Annotated in this window: 19 protein-coding genes and 1 tRNA gene; 2 read left to right on the plus strand and 18 right to left on the minus strand. The window is 64.1% G+C overall.

Translation table 11 applies throughout. From position 1 onward, the window contains the following. Nucleotides 1-67 precede the first annotated feature (67 nt). The 5 genes from G6N81_RS02135 to G6N81_RS02155 form a co-directional block, all read right to left on the minus strand. Nucleotides 68-658, minus strand: a complete 591-nt coding sequence (locus tag G6N81_RS02135) for a hypothetical protein (RefSeq protein ID WP_165132454.1) — start codon at nucleotides 656-658, stop codon at nucleotides 68-70. 87 nt (nucleotides 659-745) lie between these two features. Continuing rightward, nucleotides 746-1,009 (minus strand): hypothetical protein, encoded by a 264-nt coding sequence (locus G6N81_RS02140; protein ID WP_165132457.1) that lies wholly within the window; start codon nucleotides 1,007-1,009, stop codon nucleotides 746-748. Then, nucleotides 997-1,290 (minus strand): hypothetical protein, encoded by a 294-nt coding sequence (locus G6N81_RS02145; RefSeq protein ID WP_165132460.1) that lies wholly within the window; start codon nucleotides 1,288-1,290, stop codon nucleotides 997-999. Before G6N81_RS02145 ends, G6N81_RS02140 begins: the two co-directional genes overlap by 13 nt. Beyond that, nucleotides 1,287-1,913, minus strand: coding sequence for a hypothetical protein (locus G6N81_RS02150; protein ID WP_165132463.1), 627 nt, complete (start codon nucleotides 1,911-1,913; stop codon nucleotides 1,287-1,289). Before G6N81_RS02150 ends, G6N81_RS02145 begins: the two co-directional genes overlap by 4 nt. 21 nt (nucleotides 1,914-1,934) lie before the next feature. After that, a complete protein-coding gene (locus G6N81_RS02155; protein ID WP_165132466.1) occupies nucleotides 1,935-2,354 on the minus strand; it encodes a hypothetical protein in 420 nt (139 codons plus the stop codon). A gap of 149 nt (nucleotides 2,355-2,503) precedes the next feature. On the opposite strand from G6N81_RS02155, the gene G6N81_RS02160 reads away from it, so the two are divergent. Then, the gene (locus G6N81_RS02160) at nucleotides 2,504-2,926 is read left to right on the plus strand and encodes a hypothetical protein (RefSeq protein WP_165132469.1); all 423 of its coding nucleotides are present in this window, start codon (nucleotides 2,504-2,506) and stop codon (nucleotides 2,924-2,926) included. A gap of 33 nt (nucleotides 2,927-2,959) precedes the next feature. Here the strand turns inward: G6N81_RS02160 and G6N81_RS12540 are convergent, their stop codons facing one another. The 8 genes from G6N81_RS12540 to polA all read right to left on the minus strand — a co-directional run bounded on the left by G6N81_RS12540 (nucleotide 2,960) and on the right by polA (nucleotide 12,821). Beyond that, nucleotides 2,960-3,679, minus strand: a complete 720-nt coding sequence (locus G6N81_RS12540; protein WP_241245027.1) for a hypothetical protein — start codon at nucleotides 3,677-3,679, stop codon at nucleotides 2,960-2,962. A 314-nt stretch (nucleotides 3,680-3,993) separates the two neighbouring features. Continuing rightward, nucleotides 3,994-4,392: a DUF6226 family protein gene (locus G6N81_RS02175; protein WP_165131308.1), complete on the minus strand. Its 399-nt coding sequence runs from the start codon at nucleotides 4,390-4,392 to the stop codon at nucleotides 3,994-3,996. 162 nt (nucleotides 4,393-4,554) lie between these two features. Beyond that, the gene (locus G6N81_RS02180) at nucleotides 4,555-5,577 is read right to left on the minus strand and encodes an LLM class flavin-dependent oxidoreductase (RefSeq protein ID WP_165132475.1); all 1,023 of its coding nucleotides are present in this window, start codon (nucleotides 5,575-5,577) and stop codon (nucleotides 4,555-4,557) included. 56 nt (nucleotides 5,578-5,633) lie between these two features. Further along, nucleotides 5,634-5,861 (minus strand): ATP-binding cassette domain-containing protein, encoded by a 228-nt coding sequence (locus G6N81_RS02185; RefSeq protein ID WP_165132478.1) that lies wholly within the window; start codon nucleotides 5,859-5,861, stop codon nucleotides 5,634-5,636. Between the two features lie 430 nt (nucleotides 5,862-6,291). Beyond that, on the minus strand, nucleotides 6,292-7,044 hold the full coding sequence (locus G6N81_RS02190) for an SGNH/GDSL hydrolase family protein (RefSeq protein ID WP_206527889.1): 753 nt from the start codon (nucleotides 7,042-7,044) through the stop codon (nucleotides 6,292-6,294). A gap of 9 nt (nucleotides 7,045-7,053) precedes the next feature. Continuing rightward, nucleotides 7,054-8,445, minus strand: a complete 1,392-nt coding sequence (locus tag G6N81_RS02195) for an MFS transporter (RefSeq protein WP_165132481.1) — start codon at nucleotides 8,443-8,445, stop codon at nucleotides 7,054-7,056. Between the two features lie 50 nt (nucleotides 8,446-8,495). Then, on the minus strand, nucleotides 8,496-10,169 hold the full coding sequence (locus G6N81_RS02200) for a DUF885 domain-containing protein (RefSeq protein ID WP_165132484.1): 1,674 nt from the start codon (nucleotides 10,167-10,169) through the stop codon (nucleotides 8,496-8,498). A 24-nt stretch (nucleotides 10,170-10,193) separates the two neighbouring features. Next, entirely contained in the window at nucleotides 10,194-12,821 is a 2,628-nt protein-coding gene (gene polA, locus G6N81_RS02205) for a DNA polymerase I (protein WP_165132487.1), read from the minus strand. A gap of 125 nt (nucleotides 12,822-12,946) precedes the next feature. Here polA and G6N81_RS02210 point away from each other — a divergent pair, with 125 nt between their 5' ends. Then, the gene (locus tag G6N81_RS02210) at nucleotides 12,947-13,294 is read left to right on the plus strand and encodes a hotdog fold thioesterase (protein ID WP_165137597.1); all 348 of its coding nucleotides are present in this window, start codon (nucleotides 12,947-12,949) and stop codon (nucleotides 13,292-13,294) included. A 71-nt stretch (nucleotides 13,295-13,365) separates the two neighbouring features. Here G6N81_RS02210 and G6N81_RS02215 read toward each other — a convergent pair whose 3' ends face one another. The 5 genes from G6N81_RS02215 to gltB all read right to left on the minus strand — a co-directional run bounded on the left by G6N81_RS02215 (nucleotide 13,366) and on the right by gltB (nucleotide 21,926). Further along, the gene (locus G6N81_RS02215; protein WP_378731124.1) at nucleotides 13,366-13,983 is read right to left on the minus strand and encodes an ANTAR domain-containing response regulator; all 618 of its coding nucleotides are present in this window, start codon (nucleotides 13,981-13,983) and stop codon (nucleotides 13,366-13,368) included. 136 nt (nucleotides 13,984-14,119) lie between these two features. Continuing rightward, nucleotides 14,120-14,202: transfer RNA gene (locus G6N81_RS02220), tRNA-Leu, on the minus strand. Between the two features lie 68 nt (nucleotides 14,203-14,270). Then, entirely contained in the window at nucleotides 14,271-15,716 is a 1,446-nt protein-coding gene (gene pyk / locus G6N81_RS02225) for a pyruvate kinase (RefSeq protein ID WP_165132493.1), read from the minus strand. A gap of 179 nt (nucleotides 15,717-15,895) precedes the next feature. Continuing rightward, complete coding sequence (locus G6N81_RS02230; protein WP_165132496.1) at nucleotides 15,896-17,359, minus strand: glutamate synthase subunit beta; 1,464 nt, start codon at nucleotides 17,357-17,359, stop codon at nucleotides 15,896-15,898. Further along, nucleotides 17,352-21,926 carry a glutamate synthase large subunit gene (gltB, locus tag G6N81_RS02235; protein ID WP_165132499.1) on the minus strand — a complete coding sequence of 1,525 codons (4,575 nt, stop codon included), beginning with the start codon at nucleotides 21,924-21,926 and terminating at the stop codon, nucleotides 17,352-17,354. The genes G6N81_RS02230 and gltB overlap by 8 nt, the downstream gene beginning before the upstream one ends. Nucleotides 21,927-21,973 lie beyond the last annotated feature (47 nt).

Below are 21,973 nucleotides of genomic sequence, written 5' to 3' on the forward strand. Positions count from 1 at the left end.
GGATCGCCGGGCGCGGTGCCCGCGGCTGACTCATGCGAGCCCCTCGACTTCCGGACGGATGGACGCTCTACCCTCCCGTCAGTTCCCAGATCGCCCAGACGACGACGATCATGGCGGTGGCGATCAGCACCCAGGAGAGCGGCTGGACGATCAGTTCCGCGAGGCCGACGGCTCTCCTCCCGTAGCGCCCGACGGTTTCGAACGGGGTCAGCGGCTCGTCGTCGACGACGATCTTCACGTCGAGCGCTTCGAGTCGGCGGACCACCTCGAGGGTGTCGGGGGTGAACGCGACGACGGTGCGTCCGCCTCGCCGCAGGACCACCCGCGGGGCCGATGCTGGTCCGCCGCTCCGCGAGGGCAGGCGCAGGGTCCGCACCAGGACCGCCTCGTCGATGTCCGGGACGGGAATCACGCGGCGAGCCTTGAGCACGTACCGTACCTCGACGCGGCCGGCGACCTCGCGGGCCTCGGCGAAGCGGGAAAGCAGCGGCGCGCCGACGAGCAGCCCGACGATCGCGAGGACGCCGATGATCGCAGGCGCGAGAGCGATGTCCAGCGGCGAGTCAGCGGTGAGGCATGCGACCCCGCCCCAGAGAGCGCTGATGACGAGCGCGGTGCCCAGGACCGCGAGGAACGTGCGCCCAGCTCTCACCGACAACAGAGGCTCCGTGCGCCTTCGAGCCCGCAGCAGACGATCATTCTTCGCCCTCCTGGGCCTTCTTCAAGCTCTTGCCCCGCACGCCGCTCATGACGGTTCGTCCTCGATGTGCAGGCGGCCGAGCGGGCGCGCTTTGAGCGCGTCGATGTTCTCGTCGGGCAGCAGTCCACGTTCGGCGAGCGTGTCGATCGCCCACCTGCGCAGCGTCATGAGGCGCTTCACGGTCTTCTCGTCGAGGTCCTCGAGCGCGACCTCCTGCTGCGGCTCCGGCAGCGGCGAGAGCTGCACGAGGACGAACAGGACAGCGGCCAGCCCCATCTTCACGTAGGTCGGCACCATCAGCAGCCCCATGCCCACTCCCGCTCGGTCATCCGGACCAGACGGATCGCACGGTCATCGCCGAGCAGTGCGGCGAACCCGCCGATCGACGCCAGCCACGGCACGAACCCGATGAGCCCCTCCCAAATATGCTGCGGAACCGACTTCCTCGTCCAATTAGCCGCGCTCGTCCGGTGCGCGATGACGTGGGCCTCCAGCACGTCGAGGCCGTGCGGCTCGTGCCGAGGCACTGTCCTCGCCCACCCGCCGGGCGTGAGCGGATCTGGTCCGATATCGGGCAGGTCAGTCGTCATGTGAGTTCCTTGTACAGGATGATCGCGAGGATCGACAGCACGATGAACGCGAGGATGACGCCGAGAATGAAGAAGGCTGCGAGCATCGGAGAGCGGGACATGAAGTGCAGGCGGATCTCGGGCAACCGTTGCACGAACCGCTTCGGCTGCCTGCGCATGAGCTGCCACACGGTTGACCGGTTCACCGCTGCAGCAAGATCTGTCATGTCGCCCAGTTGCCGTCGCCACTGCCGGGTACTGCCGGTGGAGACCGGGCGGAAGCGGGTGAGGAGGATGGTGTCGCCGACAATCTCCATCGAGTACCGCTTTGCGAGACGTGCGAACAGGCGGGTCGTCTCCGGGGTGAACAGCGCCCGAGCGATGAACTCGGCTCCATCAGGCACGTAGAGGCGGAACGCGCGCCCCTGCCCCACATCGACGGCCGCGTTCGAATGCGGGAAGAACGGGATAGTGAGCGGGAAGTATGGACTCTCGCGCTTGATGATCACCATCCGGGGCAGCCTGGCGGGCAGCCGCATCGCGATGTATCCGCGTTGCCTGCTAGCTGAGCGCCCGGACGTCTCGATGTACGAGAGGTTCCCAAACTCCACCCGTCGGCCTGCGAGCGTTGCGTTCACGATCATCCACCGTTGGTGACCGGTGCCTTAGGTGAAGAGCATGCCCTCGTATCGGGCGGAGTCTTCCAAGTGGGAGAACGCGAACCCGTTGGCGTCGGCGAACCGGGCGATCCGGTACGCTCGCCCCGGGCTCGAGCGGCGCAGTTCCCACAGGTACATGATGATCGTGATCACGCCACCGCCGATGAGCGTGTGCGGGAGCCGATCTCCCTCGCCCTCGGGGAGCGTGACGTGCAGGACGAACCCGAGAGGAATCGCAACAACCGCGATGATCGCCGCGATCCGGTAGAAGCTCAACCGACCCTTGAGCAGATCCTCAAGGTGGATGATACGGGGGTCGTCGGAGTCGAAGAATGCCCGTGCCGATCGGCGGTCCACGGGAGCCTTGAGTGCCGAAAGATCGAACCGTTCTGAAAACGCGCTTTCGGGCTCAGTCGACGTATGCATATCGATCATTCTCTCATCGGCCCAGAGACGAGTCCGAACCACGCATCGTCAACCACCGTGACTCCCGTAACGCATGTCGGGGTTGTAACACTTCTAGCCTTCGCTTCACGACGGCAGGCAGCGCCGGGAGCATCGGTACGATTGACTCCATGGAGACGACCGCGCAGCAAAGAACATCGCGACACCAGATCCGCTGGGCTGCCATTCTTCAGCTCGTCCAAGGCGTCCTCATGGAAGGCTTGCCCTTTCTTGCCCTTCCAATTCTCCTGACGGTCGGAGTGGACTCTGCTGTGCTGGCGCACGGGTTCTCTTTCGTTGTGCCGTATTTCGATAACAATCTTTACCTGATGATGGCCATGAGCGGCATATTTGCCCTTCTCCGCATCATTGGGTCGATTGGATTGCTGAAGAATAGAATGTGGGGTTATGTCCTTAGCACGATCAATTGCGTTGTCACCCTTGTTCTGATGATCTTTATGCTCCCAGCTGGCATCGCCGACGGCATACTTTCCGGCGTTGCATTAATACTCTTGCTGCTCGCACGATACGGTGAGGATCGCATCATCGCATAGCTCCTTGGAGAGCGTTGAAGGAGCCCGCCACCGTTAGTAACAGGCTCCTTCGTCTACGGCTGCCGCACCCGCACCGCGGGCTTGCCCCCAGGATCCCGGCTCACTTCTTGCGCCAACGGGGCCACTTCGGCATCCCGCGGCCCTTCCAAGTCTCCACGAGACGGGCGGCCCACCGGATGGACGCGAAGAGCCCGTAGCCGGCCCCGGCGAGGCCCACGGTGACCACGAGCCAACGCCCGATGCCGAGCCACACGCCCCGCCAACGTCGAGCGCCCACTGAGCGCCCGTGATGAGACCGGCGATGCCCATCCAGAGCCCGGCGACGACCACGACCACGGGCAGGAGTGCGAGGCACATCGCGCCAGCAGCTGACCAGAGCTGACGGGCCTCCAGCTTCGCCGTGGCGGCGATGATCCGCTCGGCCCGCTCGTTCGAGGCGTCGAGGTTTGCCGTCATCGTCGCCGAGGCCTCCCCGGCGACCTGCTTGACGGCCTTCTCGACCCGCGCCTCGGTGCGCTTCTCGATCCGCTGCACCGCGCCGCCGACCTGGCTCACGAGCTTCTGGTTCGCCTCGGCCTGAGCCTTGAGCCCGTCAATCGCCGAGGCCGTAGCCGCGCGATTCTTCTGCGCTTCGGCGATCAAACTCTGCGAGGCGGCGTTCAAGCTCTCGCCGTTGAGACTCTGCGCGAACTCGGCGAGCGTGCTCGCGATCTCGTTCTGCCTGCTCTCGATACTCGCGATCCTCGCGGACACGTCGTTGGAGGGCGAGGAGGTCGATCACCAGACCGCCGATAGATCCGAGCAGGTCACCGAGGGGGCCAGAAAGCGTGTCTTATCCTAGAGCGTTTCACTGAGGTTCTCTGCTCCGTCTTCCCGCCGTGATCACGATCGGCCTATCGGGCTGCACCTCAGCGCAAGAACCCGACTGGTCGGCCGCCCAGTCACAGGCGGATGCGTTCACAGATGCTTCCTCGACGAGCGAGAACTCCCTCGGATGGGGTTCCTGGCGGGCCGTGCCGAACACGAGATCCCTGATTGACGAGGGAAGCGTGACTCTGGAGTACACGTCAGAAGCTCGCGTAGATAGCATCAACGCTGCGTGCTTCGGCGGGGGCGAGGCACGCTTCACAGCCACCGTTCGCATGGCCTCGGCCGGGACAACCGTAGACTCCATGACACTCAGCTGCGATGGCGAACCACGCCTGGTGCCACTCGGCGCATCGCTCGAGCACGTCAACGCAATCCCGCTTTCCGGTGGCATCGAAGAGGGTGACGGCGCGGTGATCGCGGCCGTCGTTGCGGGCGTCGGCGACAACGTGGAGCGGTGCGAACCGCTCGGGATGTGTGTCGACGGAGTAGGTGTCCTCCGGAGGTGACCCGTGCCACCGATTCCCATAGTCGATCACGACACCGTCAGCATCGCGGAACACCGGCTCGTCGACCACGGGACGGACGTAGGAACTCATTCCGTCATCCTGCCTCAGCCTTGCCGTACCGTCTGGCCCCGCTTCATGCGACGGTGAGCGATCTGATCGTCAGCCCGTCGCGGGAGCGGCCAATCCCGTGATCAGGCGGCTCGACCCGCGGATTCTTGTGGTTCGGCAGAGCCCCCTGTGTCCCGAACGGGTCTACCGCCAGCCGAGCGCGGGCGCGACGTGGGTCAAAATCGACTCGATCACGTGCGCGTTGTAGTCGACCCCCAACTGGTTGGGAACCGTCAACAAGAGCGTGTCCGCCTCGGCGATTGCTTCGTCATGACGCAGCTGCTCGATGAGCGCTTCGGGCTCGTCCGCGTAGGACCGTCCGAAGATCGCCGTTGTGTTCGCGTCGATCTTGCCAATCTGATCATCGGTGTCGCCACCGACGAAGTAACGACGGTCGGTGTCGTTCGTGATCGCGAAAATCGACCGAGATACTGATGTGCGCGGCTCGAAGCCCCACCGATCGCTGTCCCATGCGTCCCGGAAAGCGCGCAGCTGCTTGGCCTGTTGCACGTGGAAAGGCTCATTGGACTCGTGGTCCTTGAGGGTCGAGCTCATCAGGTTCATCCCGTGCTCGGCCGCCCACACTGCCGTGGCGTCGGAACCCGCGCCCCACCACATGCGCTCGCGAAGTCCCTCGCTATGCGGTTCGAGGCGAAGCAACCCGGGAGGATTCGGGAACATCGGCCGCGGGTTCGGCTCTGCGAAGCCCTCGCCCTCCAGCAGCTGAAGGATCAGTTCGGCTTTCTGACGCGCTGCGTTCGCTCCCGAGGGGTCGTCGTCCGCGGAGGTGTAACCGAAGTGCCGCCATCCGTCGATGACCTGCTCGGGTGAGCCACGGGAAACGCCGAGCTGCAGGCGCCCATCAGAAATCAGGTCGGCCGCGCCGGCGTCTTCGACGAAGTAGAACGGGTTTTCGTAACGCAGGTCGATGACACCCGTGCCCAATTCGATGCGGCTCGTCTTCGCGCCGGCTGCCGCGAGCAGTGGGAAGGGCGATGCAAGCTGGCGCGCGAAGTGGTGGACCCGGAAGTATGCGCCGTCGGCGCCCAGATCCTCAGCGGCCTGAGCGAGATCAATGGACTGGTGCAGAACATCGCGGGCGGACTGCGTGGCCGACTGCGGGTGCGGCGTCCAGTGACCGAACGAGAGGAACCCAATCTTCTTCATAGATCCATTCTCGCGGATAGATTTCGAGCACGACTCGTTTCCGAGGAACTCCTCACCTAGCCACGCTCAACAGACACCACCCGGTCCGCTGCGGCAATCTTCGATAAACGGTGCGAGATCAGGAGCACGGCGCGATGGCCGGACCGCCGAAGCGCATCCATCAATGCCGCATCAGCAGCATGATCAAGCGACGCCGTCGGTGCGTCAAGCACGAGAACACGCGGATCGCTGAGCAGGGCGCGCGCCACCGCGACTCTCGCACGCTGCCCCTGCGAGAAGCGCACGCGGCAAACGGAACTGCCAAACTGCTTGATCCTGAAGTGGCGTCAGCGAGCCGTCCGACATCCAGGGCATTCCGGGAATCAGATGCCCGACGACGATTTTCGCCGCCTCCGCGAGGCTGACCGAAACGGCGCCCGTCGCTCCGGCGATCACGATGAGAAAACAGGCCGTCACGGCAAGTACGACGCAAAGAAACCACGTGCGCCGTTCACGGTGACGGCGCACACTCCCCAGAGAGGAGGGGGTGATCAAATCCGGTGGCGCCTGATGCCGAGAAGAATGTTGCACACGATCGCACGTTGCTGAGAATGGTTGTCATTCACAAAACGTGGAGCACGTATAGAAGATGCCTGCCCCCCCTCACACACCGATTCGCACAATCGGCATACCAGCGCAGCCGGAGTCTCCCCTGTGCGCACCACGCCCGGGCCCTCAGGGACGAATCGTGACCCACTCGGGGATTTTTGCGGCGCGGCCGTCTCCGGATGAGCGCCCCGTGACCCGTCGCCGCACCCACGGTGCGACGTGCGCACGGTAATACTCACGCGTACCGAGATGGGCGGCGGCCTGATCCGGCGACACCCACCAGCTCTCAGGAGCGTCAGCACCGAGAGCCCCGAGCACCCGTGCGGCCACCCGATGGTGACCACGTGTGTTCATATGAAGCCGATCAGGTGACCAAAACGTGGGGTCTCGCAGTTCAGCATCTGTCCAGTTGTTGGCCCAAACGATGTCCTCCTCGCGCCGCAGGCGCGCGATAACCGCGTCAGAAAGTTCGTCCCCGCGCGAGCGGATCAGCCGCGACATGGGGAGACCGCCAGACGGATCAGCACCCGCCAGCAGAATTGGAGTGACCCCCTCCTCGCGGCACCGCCGGACGACCTTCACATAGGCATCGACGATGCGAGCGATCTTGGTCCCGGGGCGCAGCATGTCGTTTCCGCCACCGTTAAACGAGAGGTGTGTGGGCCGGAGGGCAAGCGCGCTCTCCAACTGGCCGTCCACCACGGGCCAGGCCAGTTTCCCGCGAATTGCGAGATTTGCGTACTCGATCGGCTCGCCACGGGACGTAGCCCATCCCTGAGCGACGAGGTCCGCCCATCCTCGGGGGATTCCATCGTCTCGCTCATCCCCGACGCCCTCCGTAAAGGAGTCCCCGATCGCCACATATCTCAGGTCGCTCACGCGGTCAGTCTAGTGTCGGCTGCTATCCGTGCGTCGTGAAACCGAGGGCCTGTCTGCAACGGTGGGCTGGCCGGAATCGAGAGACCTTCCGCTCATATCCCCCAGCGCCCATGCCGTTACGGCGGCGATCGCGAAGAATGTCGCGAACACCGTGAAGACGAATCCGGCGCCGATCAGGTGGAGCGCCCACGGCGTGAACAGCGGCGCAAGAATCGACGCGATGCGGCCAACGCCCGCCGCGGCGCCCGCTCCTGTCCCCCGCGTCGCGGTCGGATAGATCTCGGGGCTGATCGCATACAGGGCGCCCCACGCGCCGAGATTGAAGAAGGACAGCAGGCAACCGAAGAAGAGAATCTGCCAGACCTCGCTGGCCGAGCTGAACAGCATCGCGGCGCAGGCCGAACCGACGAGGAACACGGAGAGGGTTGCCCTGCGCCCCCAGGTTTCAATGAGCCAGGCCGCGACCGCATAGCCGGGAAGCTGCGCCAGCGTGATGATCAACGTGTATTCGAAGGAACGCACGAGATCGAACCCCTGCATCACGAGGATCGAAGGAATCCAAATGAAGGCGCCGTAATACGAGAAATTCACGCAGAACCACACCACCCAGAGGGCGCTGGTACGCCGTGCAAGTCCCCCGGAGAACAGCGCGCGGACGCCGGGTCGCGCCGCACCCGATGTGACCTTCTGCTGGACGACGGACGTGGGCTCGTCCGTCGCATCAGCCGGTTGCTTGTTCGACGCCGCCTCGAAACGGCGCACAATCACATCGGCTTCCGCCACCCGGCCGCGCGACTCGAGCCACCGGGCAGATTCTGGTAACCCCCAGCGCACGATAAGGGCATACGCGGCGGGAATCGCTCCCAGCGCGAACGCCCAACGCCACCCGTTTTCCAGGGGCACGATGAAGTACCCAATGATCGCCGCAGCGGTCCATCCGACGGCCCAGAAGGCCTCGAGGATCACCACGAGTCGGCCACGGATACGCGCGGGTGCGAACTCGCTGACGTAGGTGGAGGCGACAGGCAGCTCGGCGCCAAGCCCCAGGCCGACGACGAAACGAAGGATCAGCAGTGCGGCCACTCCCCCGACCAGTGCGCTCGCACCCGTCGCAATGCCATAAACGAGCAGCGTCAGCGCGAATACCTGACGTCGGCCGAGGCGATCGGCGAGCATGCCGCCGAGGCTCGCGCCCACGGCCATCCCCATAAAGCCAACCGAGGTGATCCACCCGGTCGTTCCGGGCCCCAGGTTCCATTCGACGGCGAGAGCCGCGATCACAAAAGAAATGAGGCCGACGTCCATCGCGTCGAGCGCCCAGCCCAGGCCGGAGCCGGTGAGAACACGACCGTGTTCGCGGTTGAAGCGCAGCCGGTCAAGGCGCAAAGACGGAGAGGTCACTCCGACAGCTTAATGTCGGAGTGACCTCTGCAGCTGGGCGCGTGGCAAAATCAGCCGAGCAACACCTTTCGGAGGGTATCTAGTCCGACGCCGCCAATATCGAGCGCACGCTTGTGGAACGCCTTAATGGAGAACGCATCACCCTCGCGTTGCGCGACCTCGTCACGCAGCTGTTCCCAGATGCGCTGACCCACCTTGTACGAGGGCGCCTGTCCGGGCCAACCGAGGTAACGGTTGACTTCGAACTGGACGAATTCGTCGGCCATATTCACGTTGCGTCGCATGAACTCGAGCGCGTAGTCGGCATCCCATTTCTGGTAGCTGTCGGGACGGCGCTTGCCCAGGTGCACACCGATGTCGAGAACAACGCGCGCCGCGCGCATGCGCTGTCCGTCAAGCATGCCGAGACGATCAGCCGGGTCCTCCAGGTAGCCCAGCTGCTCCATCAGCCGCTCGGCGTAGAGCGCCCAGCCTTCAGCGTGCCCTGAAGTCCCCGCGAGCAAACGGCGCCAGCTGTTGAGCTGACCGCGGTTGTACACCGCCTGCGCAATCTGAAGGTGGTGCCCGGGAACGCCCTCGTGGAAGACGGTGGTGAGTTCACGCCACGTGTCGAAGGCCTTTACACCCTCTGGAACCGACCACCACATGCGGCCGGGTCGAGAGAAGTCATCGCTGGGAGCCGTGTAGTAGATCTCACCGGACGTGGTCGGCGCGATCATGCACTCGATGGCACGGATGGGTTCGGGGATGTCGAAATGCGTCTCGCCGAGATCGCGGATGGCCGTGTCGGCCGTTTCCTGCATCCATTCGCGCAGGGCTTCCGTACCGACGAGCTTGCGTGAGCTGTCCTGCTCAAGAAACGCGACGGCTTCGTCAACCGACGCGCCCGGCTTGATCTCGCGCGCAATCGCTTCCTGCTCTGCACGCATGCGCGCGAGCTCTTCGAGGCCCCAGTCATATGTCTCGTCAAGATCGATCTCGGCGCCGAGGAAGCGACGGGAGTGAATCCCGTACAGCTCGCGGCCAACGGCGTCGTCCTCGGTTGCGCGCGGCGCGAGAACGCCTTCAAGAAAACGCGCCAAACGTCCGTAGGCAGACCGTGCCGCGTCTGCGCCGCTCGAGAGGTCCTCGTGAAGAGAATCCGGCAGCTCTGCGTGCTCGGCCTTTGCTCGGCCGACCAGCTGATCGAAGAAGCCGTCGGGGAGCGCGTATCCGCGCGCCTGACCAGCAACCTCTTGCACCTGTCGCGCGGCGGGAACAACATCCTCGTGGATGCCGTAACGCAGCGTCTCGATGTAGCCGTCGATCGCGTCAGGAACGGCCGCGAGCCGCTTCGCGAACACCGACCAGTCTTCTTCGGTTTCGGTCGGCATCAGGTCGTAGACCTGGCGGATCTCCTGCGACGGGCTTGCCAGCACGTTGATATCGCGCAGGTGCCACTGTGCGTCGTGCAGCTCGAGCTGACAAGCGAGGTCGCCCGCGAGATCGGCTTGTGTGACACGGTCAACATCGTCGGTTGGTTCCGCGGCCTCAAGGCGGGTGAGAACGTCGCGCACGGCCTGAGCCTGCTGTTCGGCGCCCTCGGGGCTGTAGTCGCCGTAGCGGTCGTTGACATCGGTGCGCCCGATGTACGTTCCCGCGGTAGGAACGAGGTCAACCAAACGGTCGACCCACTCCTCGGCGATCTGATCGATAGGGGTCTGGGGGCGAGAATTCTCATCCATGACGAAGGTCAACGTTACCGGAGATCAGTGAGCTGCCTCGTTCCAGTCCGCTCCGCGGCCCACTTGAACGGCCAGCGGAACCACCAGATCCGCAGCTTGTGACATTCGTTCACGCACGATCTTTTCCACCTGATCCCACTCGCCGTGTGCCACTTCAACAACGACTTCGTCGTGAATCTGGAGAAGCAAACGCGATGCGAGCGGACGGAGATCCTCGTGGATGCGGAACAGGGCGATCTTCATGATGTCGGCGGCGCTCCCCTGAATCGGAGCGTTCAGCGCGGCGCGCTCCGCGTTTTCTCGCAACACCCGGTTCGGGCTCGTGAGATCGGGGAACGGACGACGCCGGCCAAAGATCGTCTCGGTGTAACCGTCTTCACGCGCTTGCTCCACCGATGCCCGCAGGTAGTCGCGCACGGCACCGAAACGTTCGAAGTATCCGAGCATCAGCTGCTTGGCTTCTTTTTGCTCAATGCCGAGCTGTTTCGCAAGACCGAATGCCGAGAGCCCGTAGACGAGACCGTAGGACATGGCTTTGACCTTGCCGCGCATCTCACTCGAGACGTCCGCCGGTTCAACACCAAACACCTGTGCGCCGACATAGCGGTGAAGGTCTTCTCCGGCCCGGAAAGCCTCAACAAGGCCCGGGTCGGCAGAAAGGTGCGCCATGATGCGCATCTCGATCTGGGAGTAGTCGGCGGTGAGGAGTGCCTCGTATCCTTCACCAACCTCAAAAGCCGCCCGAATCCGGCGTGACTCCTCTGTGCGAACGGGAATGTTCTGCAGGTTGGGATCCGTGCTGGAGAGCCGGCCGGTCTGGCTTCCCGTCTGCAGATAGGTGGTGTGAACGCGTGCGTCCTCGGCGATCGCGCCATCGAGGCTCTCGATGATCTGCGCGAGCTTGGTGACCTCGCGGTGCGCGAGGAGCTGGCCGAGGAACGGGTGCCCGGTCTTGACCTGCAGATCAGCCAGCGCCCCGGCGTCGGTCGTGTACCCCGTTTTCGTCTTGCGCGTCTTGGGCAGGTCGAGTTCTTCGAACAGCACCTGCTGCAGCTGTTTGGGCGACCCGAGGTTCACCTCGCGGCCGATCTCGGCATACGCCTGCTGTGCGATGGTCGCGGCGCGTTCACGCAGTTCGGTTCGCAGACCAGAGAGCTTCTCATGCGAAACCGCCACGCCAACAAGCTCCATGTCTGCGAGGGCAAGGAGCGTTGGCATCTCGATGTCGAACAGCACCTCACGCGAGCGCTCAGGCAATTCGGCAACAACGGCCTCGGCAACGCGCAGCGTGTACCAGGCGAGCTGGCCGGGCGTGGCCCCGTCGTTTTCGGGGACAAGCTGATTGGGGTCGGCTTCCGGGAGCTTCTCATCCAGGTATCGAGTGACGAGGTGAGCAAGTGACTTATCCGGTAATGCCGGGCGTGCGATCCATCCGGCGATCAGCGCGTCGTTCGTGACACCGCGCACATCGACGCCGGCACGCCGGAGCGCCTTCACTTGAGTTTTGGCATCACACATCACCTTGGGGGCGTCACCAGCGAACCAGGACGCCGTCGCCTGCTGCGTTGCGGCGTTCCACGGCACCTCGACGGCCGCGTCTGCCGTAGCCAGGCCCAGCCGTGCCGGAAGACCGTCCTGCACGGACACCGTCAGGCCGATCGGAGCCTGCGGGTCGGTGAACCACCCCGCGAGAGCTTCTGCGTCCAGTTCAACGACGGCGGGGGCCACGGGACGCTCGACATCGGGCTCGGTGGCGTCACCGCTGCCCATGGCGTCGAGCACACGCTTGAGGAGCGAACGGAACTCCAACTGCGAGAAGATGTCACGAACGGCCTGATCGTCTGCCCCCGTGACCTCCATGCGATCGAGGTCGACGGGGATGTCGAGGTCGTCGAGCAGACGGTTCAGGCGGCGGTTTCGTCGCACATCGTCGAGATGATCGCGAAGGTTCTGACCGACGACACCCTTGATGCCATCGGCACCCTCGATAATCGCGTCGAGGGAGCCGAACTGGGTGAGCCACTTCACGGCCGTCTTCTCACCCACCTTGGGAACCCCGGGGAGGTTATCGGCTTTTTCGCCCACCAACGCCGCGACATCGGGGTACTGGTGCGGAGGAATGCCATAACGCTCTTCAACGGCCGGCGGGTCGTACCGTTTGAGCTGTGAGACCCCCTGAACGGACGGGTACAGCAGGGTGACGTGCTGGTTGACGAGCTGAATCGAGTCGCGATCTCCCGAGCAGACGAGAACGTCGTAGCCTTCTTCCACTCCGCGACGAGCGAGCGTGGCCAGGATGTCATCGGCCTCGAAACCATCCTTTTCGAGCACCGTGATATTCATCGCCTCCAGACACTGCTTCAGGAGAGGAATCTGCCCCGCGAACTCCGCAGGCGTTTCGCTGCGCCCCTCCTTGTACTCGGGGTACTCCGCCTTGCGGAAGGTCTTGTCTGAGACATCGAAGGCGACAGCCACATGGGTCGGCTTCTCGTTCTTCAGAAGGTTGATGAACATCGACAGGAATCCATGGATTCCGTTGGTGTGCTGCCCCTCCCGGTTCTGGAACGAGTCGACTGGCAGAGCAAAGAAGGCTCGGAAGGCCAGCGAATGGCCGTCAACAACGAGAAGGGTAGGCTTCGTGGGATCCGTCACTCTTCCAGGGTAGGCGGGACCTCGGACATTCGACGAAGGAGTTGCGGGTGGGCGCACAAGATCCCGAACAAATCGATGGCCTCGCGTGGGTGCGCGAGCGTGGGCTCGGAGCGCTGGCCGACCGGATGGGTATTGAGTTCACCGAGTTCAGCGCGCGTCGCGCCGTCGGCCGGATGCCCGTCGAAGGCAACACACAGCCGGTCGGCCTGCTCCATGGCGGGGCATACGTGGTTCTCGGTGAGTCGCTCGGGTCAATGGCCGCGAATCTTCACGCAGGGCCCGGACGCCTCGCCGTTGGCGTCGACATCAATGCCACCCACACGGCCTCCGCGCGCACCGGTTTCGTCGAAGGCGTGTGCACAGCGATCCATCTCGGACGAAGCATCACCGTGCACGAGATCGTCGTCTCCGACGAGTCCGGCCGCCGATGCTCGACCGTACGGATCACGAACATGATCAAGGAGCTCCCGTAGGGTCCCACCCACGGCCTGCACAGAACAGGAGCCCCCTGCGATGTACGCCGGGGGCTCCTGTGAGGTCTCAGTTAGTCCTGCTTGTTGGGCGAGATCTGCTCGATGATCGCCTTGGCAACGTCCTGCATCGTCAGGCGACGGTCCATCGACGCCTTCTGAATCCAGCGGAACGCCTCGGGCTCCGACAGGCCCATCTTCTCGTTCAGAAGGCCCTTCGCCCGGTCGACGAGCTTGCGCGTCTCGAAGCGCTCGACCATATCGGCTACCTCGGCCTCAAGCGTGATGATCTGCTCGTGGCGGGCCAGCGCGATTTCGATCGCGGGAAGCAGGTCGTTCGGCGTGAACGGCTTCACAACATACGCCAGCGCACCGGCTTCGCTTGCCCGATCAACGAGTTCCTTCTGACTGAAGGCCGTGAGCAAAACAACGGGAGCGATGTGGTCCTTCGTCAGGCGCTCTGCCGCGGAAATGCCATCGAGCTGCGGCATCTTCACGTCCATCACGACGAGGTCGGGACGAAGTTCGGTCGCCAGCTGCACGGCGGTCTCACCGTCGCCAGCCTCGCCGACGACGTCGTAGCCGTTGTCGCGGAGGATCTCGACGATGTCGAGTCGGATCAGCGATTCGTCCTCTGCCACCACCACGCGGCGGGGGGCGGGACCACCGTTGTCGTTCTGCTGTTCGCTCACGTCCACCATCCTAGACATCTCGTGCTGATCACTCCCCACGAACACGGTCTGAACGGCCTGCATTCGCGAACAAGCGGAGGAGGCCATCGAGCGTGATCACATGATGTGATCTGTCGAGTCCCCAACTTCTCCTGCGTGCCGGTGGTGGGATTCGAACCCACACGCCCTTGCGGACAGCGCATTTTGAGTGCGCCGCGTCTGCCATTCCGCCACACCGGCCGGTGTTACAGGCCCCGACCCTACCGGATCGGGGCCTGTCGTTGCCGTGAAGACTCACGGCGTGAGGATCAAACCTCCTGGTACGCGGGTGCCGCTCCGTTGACCGCGTCGCCCACGCTGTGGACACGCAGGTCGTTGGTGGACCCCGCGATTCCGGGAGGGGACCCGGAGATAACAACAACCTTATCGCCCTTGCGAGCGAGGTCGTTCGTCAGCAGGTAGTCGTCGACCTGTTTGAACATCTGGTCGGTGTGCGTCACCGGGTCGACAAGAGCCGAGTGGATCCCCCATGTGAGCTGCATCCGACGGCGTGTCTCCTCGAGAGGCGTAAACGCAACCATGGGCCGCGCCGAGCGTAGACGGGACATCCGGCGAGCCGAGTCTCCCGTCTGCGTGAAGATGCAGACCAACTTTGCGTCGACGAAGTCGGCAACGTCGATCGCAGCGAGCGTAATTGCGCCGCCCTGCGTCCGAGGCTTGTTCTTCAGCGGCTCAATGCGCTCGAGTCCGTGCTCCTCCGTCGACGCAACAATGCGCGCCATCGTCTGAACCGTGACGGTGGGGTATGCGCCCACGCTCGTCTCGCCCGAGAGCATCACCGCGTCAGCGCCGTCGAGAACGGCGTTAGCCACGTCGCTCGTCTCCGCGCGTGTCGGAACCGGGCTCTGAATCATCGACTCAAGCATCTGCGTCGCGACAATCACCGGCTTGGCCAGGCGGCGGGCGATTTCTACCGCACGCTTCTGGACAATCGGAACGGCCTCAAGCGGAAGCTCAACACCCAGGTCACCACGGGCAACCATGATGCCGTCGAAGGCCTCGACGATCTCTTCCAGAACGTCGATCGCCTGGGGCTTCTCGATCTTGGCAATGATCGGGACGCGCCGTCCCTCCTCTGCCATGATCTCGTGGGCACGCTCGACGTCCTTCGCGCTGCGCACAAAGGAGAGGGCGATGATGTCTGCCCCGCGACCCAGCGCGTAACGCAGGTCGTCTTCGTCCTTTTCCGTCAGCGCCGGCGTGTTCACGGCGACGCCCGGAAGGTTGATGCCCTTGTTGTTGCTGACGGTGCCCGCAACGATGACCTTCGTCGTCACGGTCTCGCCGTCGGACTCGATCACCTGAACGCGGACCTTGCCGTCGTCGATCAGCAGGTAGTCACCAGCAGCGACGTCGCCAGCAAGACCCTTGTAGGTCGTGCCAACGAGCTCCTTGGTGCCAGGAACATCCTTGATCGTGATCTTGAAGATGTCACCGACAGCCAGGGCGTGTGGGCCATCGGCGAACTTCTCAAGGCGGATCTTCGGCCCCTGCAGGTCCGCGAGGATCGCCACGGGACGACCTGCGTCCTTGGCCGCGCCGCGCACGTTCTCGAAGTTGGTGTCGTGTACCGAGTAGTCACCGTGGCTGAGATTGAAACGCGCGACATCGAGGCCCGCGTCAATCAGCTCCCTAACGGTTTCTTTGGTCGAGGTCGCCGGCCCGAGGGTCGCGACGATCTTGGCTCGTCTCACAGAATCGCCTTCCGCACTGCTGGGGCCCGCAAGGACCCTGTGGGTAAAAAATCAGGATGCGCCGGTCTCGGCAGCGCCGCACGCACTGTCATCGCCGAGACCCCGGACGCGCTTATCAGCCTACGCGCATTCGGGGTCTCGGATGTGACGGCAAGCCACAAAGGCCGGCCACCGGGAGATCACACGTGAATCGGAACGTCCGTCGGTTTGACGGGAGCGGGGAGGAAGGTCTCCCCCATCAGGAATTCGTCAACCTTCGCGGCCGCAGCACGGCCCTCGGCAATAGCCCAGACGATCAACGACTGGCCACGCCCCGCGTCTCCTGCCACGAATACGCCGGGCTCGGACGACTCGTACGAGTTGTCGTCACGCGCAACGTTGCCGCGGTCAGTGAACTTCGCCGACAGCTGCTGCTCGAGGTACTCCTGCTCGGGGCCGGTGAAGCCCATCGCAATAAGAACGAGGTCGGCGGGGATGTCCCGTTCGGTGCCTTCCTTCGGCACACGGCGGCCATCGGGAAGGTACTCCGTCTCGGCCAGCCGCAGGGCCCGTACCTCACCGGCGTCGTTCCGCAAGAATTCGACGGTCGATGCCAGGTAGGCGCGTTCGACGCCCTCTTCGTGAGCGCTCGAGACCTCGAAAACGGTTGGCATCATCGGCCACGGCTGGTGCTCGGGACGATCGTCGGACGGACGCTTACCGATCGCGAGGTTCGTCACGCTCAGCGCGCCCTGGCGGTTCGCGGTTCCGATGCAGTCAGCTCCGGTGTCACCGCCTCCAATGACGATGACGTGCTTGCCCTCGGCAGTGATCTGGTTGGGAACCTGATCTCCCGCGACGACCTTGTTCGCCTCGACAAGGTACTCCATGGCGTAGTGAACGCCGTCGAGGTCGCGGCCAGGGATGTCGAGCGGACGAGGAACCGTCGCACCGGTAGCCACGACGATGGCGTCATAGCGCGCGCGGAGCTGATCCCAGGTGATGTCGACGCCGATCTCAACGCCGGCGCGGAAACGTGTTCCCTCGTCGCGCATCTGGCGAAGGCGCATCTCGAGATGCTTCTTCTCCATCTTGAAGTCAGGGATGCCGTAGCGCAGCAGACCACCGATGCGGTCATCGCGCTCGTACACGGCGACCGTGTGGCCGGCGCGCGTGAGCTGCTGGGCCGCGGCAAGGCCGGCAGGACCGGATCCGACAACGGCAACGGTCTTGCCGGTGAGACGCGACGGCGGCTTGGGCTCGACCCAGCCGTTGGCAACGGCCTCATCGATGATCGAGACCTCAACCTGCTTGATCGTGACGGCCGGCTGGTTGATGCCGAGCACACACGACGCCTCGCAGGGCGCCGGGCAGAGCCGACCCGTGAACTCCGGGAAGTTGTTCGTGGCGTGCAGACGATCAATCGCCGCGCGTCCTTCACCCTTCCAGGTGAGGTCGTTCCACTCGGGAATGAGGTTTCCGAGTGGGCAACCCTGATGACAGAACGGAACGCCGCAGTCCATGCAGCGGCCAGCCTGCCGCTTCAGCACTGCCTGGTCTCCCGGCTCGTACACCTCCTTCCAGTCAAGGATGCGCACGGGCACGGGACGGCGAGCGGGAGTCTCCCGCTCGGTTACCTTCAGGAAGCCTTTGGGGTCAGCCACCGGTCACCTCCAGGATGCGGTTCCAGACAACGTCGCCGTCGGGGTCAAGCCCCTCGGCGATGGCCGCCTGTCGTGTTTGCTGAACGGCAGCGAAGTCGCGCGGCGTCACCCGCGTGAACTTCGTCACCTCGGTCTCGAACTCGTCCAGCATCTGCTGGGCAAGCTGCGACCCGGTCTCGAGGACGTGCTGCTCAAGGAGGTCGCGAAGAATCTCGACATCTGCGGGTCCCAGCTCCCCGAGGGTCAGCTCGCCCGATGCGAGAGCCTGGGCATTCACACGTGCCTCATCGAGGCCGTAGATATACGCCGTGCCACCGGACATACCGGCGCCCAGGTTACGGCCGGTCTCACCGAGAATCACGGCAAGGCCACCGGTCATGTACTCCAGTGCGTGGTCTCCGACGCCTTCGACAACGGCCGTTGCGCCCGAGTTGCGAACGAGGAAACGCTCACCCACCTTGCCACGCAAGAACATCGATCCGCGTGTCGCACCGTAGCCGATGACGTTACCGGCGATGACGTTCTTCGAGGCTTCGAAGGTGGCGCCGAGCGGCGGTCGAACCACGATCTTGCCGCCCGAGAGACCCTTACCGACATAGTCGTTGGAATCTCCCGTGAGACGCAGCGTGATGCCGCTCGGCACGAACGCACCGAAAGACTGTCCGGCGGAACCCGTGAGGTTCACCGTAATGGCGCCCTCGGGAAGCCCCTGCTCACCATGAGCCTTCGTCAGGTGGTGACCGAGCATCGTTCCGACCGCACGCGCGGTGTTCCGAACGGGCAGATCGATCGTGATCTCCCCGCCCGATGCGAGAACGTGTTCTGCCTTCTCGATGAGCTGAACGTCGAAGTGTTCCTCCAGCTCATGATCCTGCTTACGACGGTTAAGCCGCGGCTCGTCGGCGGAGAACACGGGCCCGCGAAGGATCGGAGACAGGTTGAGACCGTCTGCCTTCCAGTGCCGGATCGCGCGGTCAACATCGAGCATTTCAACATGCCCGATCGCTTCTTCGAGCGTGCGGAAGCCCAGCTCGGCGAGGTACTCGCGAACCTCCTGCGCAATGAACTCCATGAAGTTGACGACGTGCTCCACCTTGCCGGTATAGCGCTCACGCAGAACAGGGTTCTGCGTGGCAACGCCAACGGGGCAGGTGTCGAGGTGGCACACGCGCATCATGATGCAGCCCTCAACGACAAGAGGAGCCGTGGCGAAGCCATACTCTTCCGCGCCGAGGAGCGCAGCGATCATCACGTCGCGTCCCGTCTTCATCTGGCCGTCAACCTGCACAACAACGCGCTCGCGCATGCCGTTGAGCATCAGCGTCTGCTGGGTTTCCGCGAGGCCAAGTTCCCACGGCGTTCCCGCATGCTTCAGCGAGTTGAGGGGGCTCGCGCCCGTTCCTCCGTCGTGGCCGGACACGAGAATGACATCGCTGAGTGCCTTCGCGACACCCGCTGCGACCGTTCCGATGCCCGACTGGCTGACGAGCTTCGTGTGAATGCGCGCGGAAGGATTCGCTCGCTTCAGATCGAAGATCAGCTGTTTGAGGTCCTCGATCGAATAGATGTCGTGGTGAGGAGGCGGCGAGATGAGGCCGACGCCCGGGGTCGAGTGACGCGTACGCGCCACCCAGGGGTACACCTTGCCGGGGGGCAGCTGACCGCCCTCACCGGGCTTGGCACCCTGCGCGAGCTTGATCTGGATGTCGTCTGCGTGCGTGAGGTACATGCTCGTCACGCCGAAGCGACCAGAAGCGACCTGCTTGATCGCGCTACGACGCTCGGGGTCGAGAAGACGATCAACGTCCTCGCCGCCCTCACCCGTGTTCGACCTTCCGCCGATCTGGTTCATCGCGCGAGCAAGCGTCTCGTGCGCCTCGCGAGAGATGGAGCCGTAGCTCATCGCTCCCGTGGAGAAACGCTTAACGATCTCCGACACCGGCTCAACCTCGTCGAGAGGAATCGGTGTGCGCGCGCCCTCGGTGAAGCGGAACAGGCCACGGAGCGTCTTCAGCGATTCCGCCTGATCGTCGACCATCTTCGTGTACTCACGGAAGATGTCGTATCGACGTGTTCGGGTCGAGTGCTGCAGCCGGAACACCGTCTCCGGGTTGAACAGGTGAGGCGAACCGTCGCGACGCCACTGGTACTCGCCGCCCGTCCACAGGCGCTCGTGCGCACGAGGCGCGCGGTCCTCTGGGTAGGCGAAGGCGTGCCGTTCCGCGGTATCGCGAGCGATGGCCTCAAGGCCAACGCCCTCGATCTTCGTCTCGGTGCCCGTGAAGTAGCTTTCGACGAGCTCGCTCGACAGACCAACGGCCTCGAAGACCTGAGCGCCGGCATACGACGACACGCTTGAGATGCCGATCTTCGACATGATCTTCAGAACACCCTTGCCCAGGGCGTAAATGAGGTTCTTGACGGCCTTTTCGGGCGTCACACCGGTGACGGATCCGGAACGAACGAGGTGCTCGACCGTTTCCATCGCCAGATACGGGTTAACAGCCGTTGCGCCGTAACCCAGCAGAACCGCCACGTGGTGCACTTCGCGCACGTCACCGGCTTCAACGACGAGTCCGACCTTCATCCGCGTTTCCTTGCGGATGAGGTGGTGGTGCACGGCAGAAACCGCCAGCAACGACGGAATAGGAGCAAGGTCCTGGTTGGAGTCGCGGTCGCTCAGCACGATGAACTCCGCGCCGTCCTCGATCGCGCGGTCAACGTCCTGGCAGACGCGCTCGAGGCGCTTCTGCATGCCCTTTGCGCCGGAGGAGACACGGTAAAGAACGGGAACCGTGACCGACGTGCGGCCGGGAAGCGCGCTGTCGATGTGCTGAATCTTGGCCAGCTCATCGTTGTCGATCACCGGGAAGTCGAGCCCAACGCCGCGTGCATGGTCCGGACCCCACGTGAGGAGGTTTCCCTCGGGGCCGAGGTTCAGCGCAAGACTCGTGACGACCTCCTCGCGAATGGAGTCGAGCGGCGGGTTGGTGACCTGCGCGAACTGCTGCACGAAGTAGTCGAACAGCAACCGGGGACGCTCGCTCAACGCGGCGATCGGTGTGTCGGACCCCATGGCGCCGATCGGCTCGGCGCCGTTGCGGCCCATCGGGCCGAGGAGGATCTTCAGTTCTTCTTCTGTATAGCCGAAGGTGCGCTGGCGGCGACGAATCGATGCGATCGGGTGAACAAGGTGCTCACGCTCGGGCAGCTCGGACAGGCGCACAGTGCCCTTGTCGAGCCACTCCTGCCACGGCTCCTGCTGTGCGAGCTCGCGCTTGATCTCCGCATCGGAGATGATGCGGCCCTGTGCCGTGTCTACGACGAACATCGTCCCCGGCTGCAGGCGGCCACGGCTCTCGATGCGCTCAGACGGGAAGTCCAGAACACCCGTTTCGGAACCGATGACGACAAGACCGTCCGTTGTGACAGTCCATCGCCCCGGACGCAGGCCGTTGCGGTCGAGCGTTGCGCACACGAGTGTGCCGTCCGTCGCCAGGAGCGCGGCCGGTCCGTCCCAGGGCTCCATCTGACCACCGTGGTAGTCGTAGAACGCTTTGAGATCGGGATCAAGATCCGTCTTCTTCTCGTGTGCTTCCGGAACGGTCATCAGCATCGCGTGCGGAAGCGAACGGCCGGCGAGCGTCAGCAACTCGAGAACCTCGTCCAACGAGGCCGAGTCGGACTCGGTGTCGGAACAGATCGGCAGAAGCGGCTTCATGTCGCCCAGCAGATCGGATGCCAGCTGCGATTGACGCGCGCGCATCCAGTTGCGGTTACCGCCAACCGTGTTGATCTCACCGTTGTGGGCGAGCATGCGCAACGGCTGTGCGAGCGGCCAGGACGGGAAGGTGTTGGTGGAGTAGCGCGAGTGAACCACCGCGAGTTCCGTCTGGAAACGCTCGTCCTGCAGATCGAGATAGAACGGCTCGAGCTGCAGCGTGGTCACCATGCCCTTGTAGCCGAGGGTGCGGCTGGAGAGCGATACGAAGTACGCATCGAGCTCGTGCTGGGCGCGCTTACGCAGGCGGTAGGCACGACGATCAAGCGCGATGCCTTCCAGGGGCTCCTGGTGGCCGGCCTGAGCGCTGGCAACGAACAGCTGTTCGATCGCGGGCTGCGCGTCGCGTGCAAGGCGACCGAGGTTGTCCGGCACAACCGGAACCTCTCGCCATCCGAGAACGTAAAGGTTTTCGGCCGATGCGATCTGCTCGACGCCCTTCTTCTGCGCGTCGCGCTCCGCCGGGTCGGTCGGCAAGAACATCATGCCGGCCGCGTACTGCCCAACGGGTGGTAGCTCAAACGACGTGACCGCACGCAGGAAGCCATCTGGCATCTGCGTGAGAATGCCGGCGCCGTCTCCGGTGCCCGCATCGGAGCCGATGGCTCCGCGGTGCTCCAGGTTGGTCAGCGCCTCAAGGGCGAGATCAACAATGTCGTGACCGGGCTTGCCACGAAGGGTAGCGACCATTGCGAGGCCGCACGCGTCCTTCTCGAACGCGGGGTTGTACATGCCCTGCTTGGGGGGAAGCGCGCCGGGCGCGCTCTGACGCAGGCGAGATGCCATAAGCGATCCGTCCTCGTTACTCGTGCTCTGTGGGGACGACGTCGGCC

Origin of the sequence: Microbacterium amylolyticum, from assembly GCF_011046975.1 — a bacterium.
Classification (GTDB): Bacteria; Actinomycetota; Actinomycetes; order Actinomycetales; family Microbacteriaceae; genus Microbacterium; species Microbacterium amylolyticum.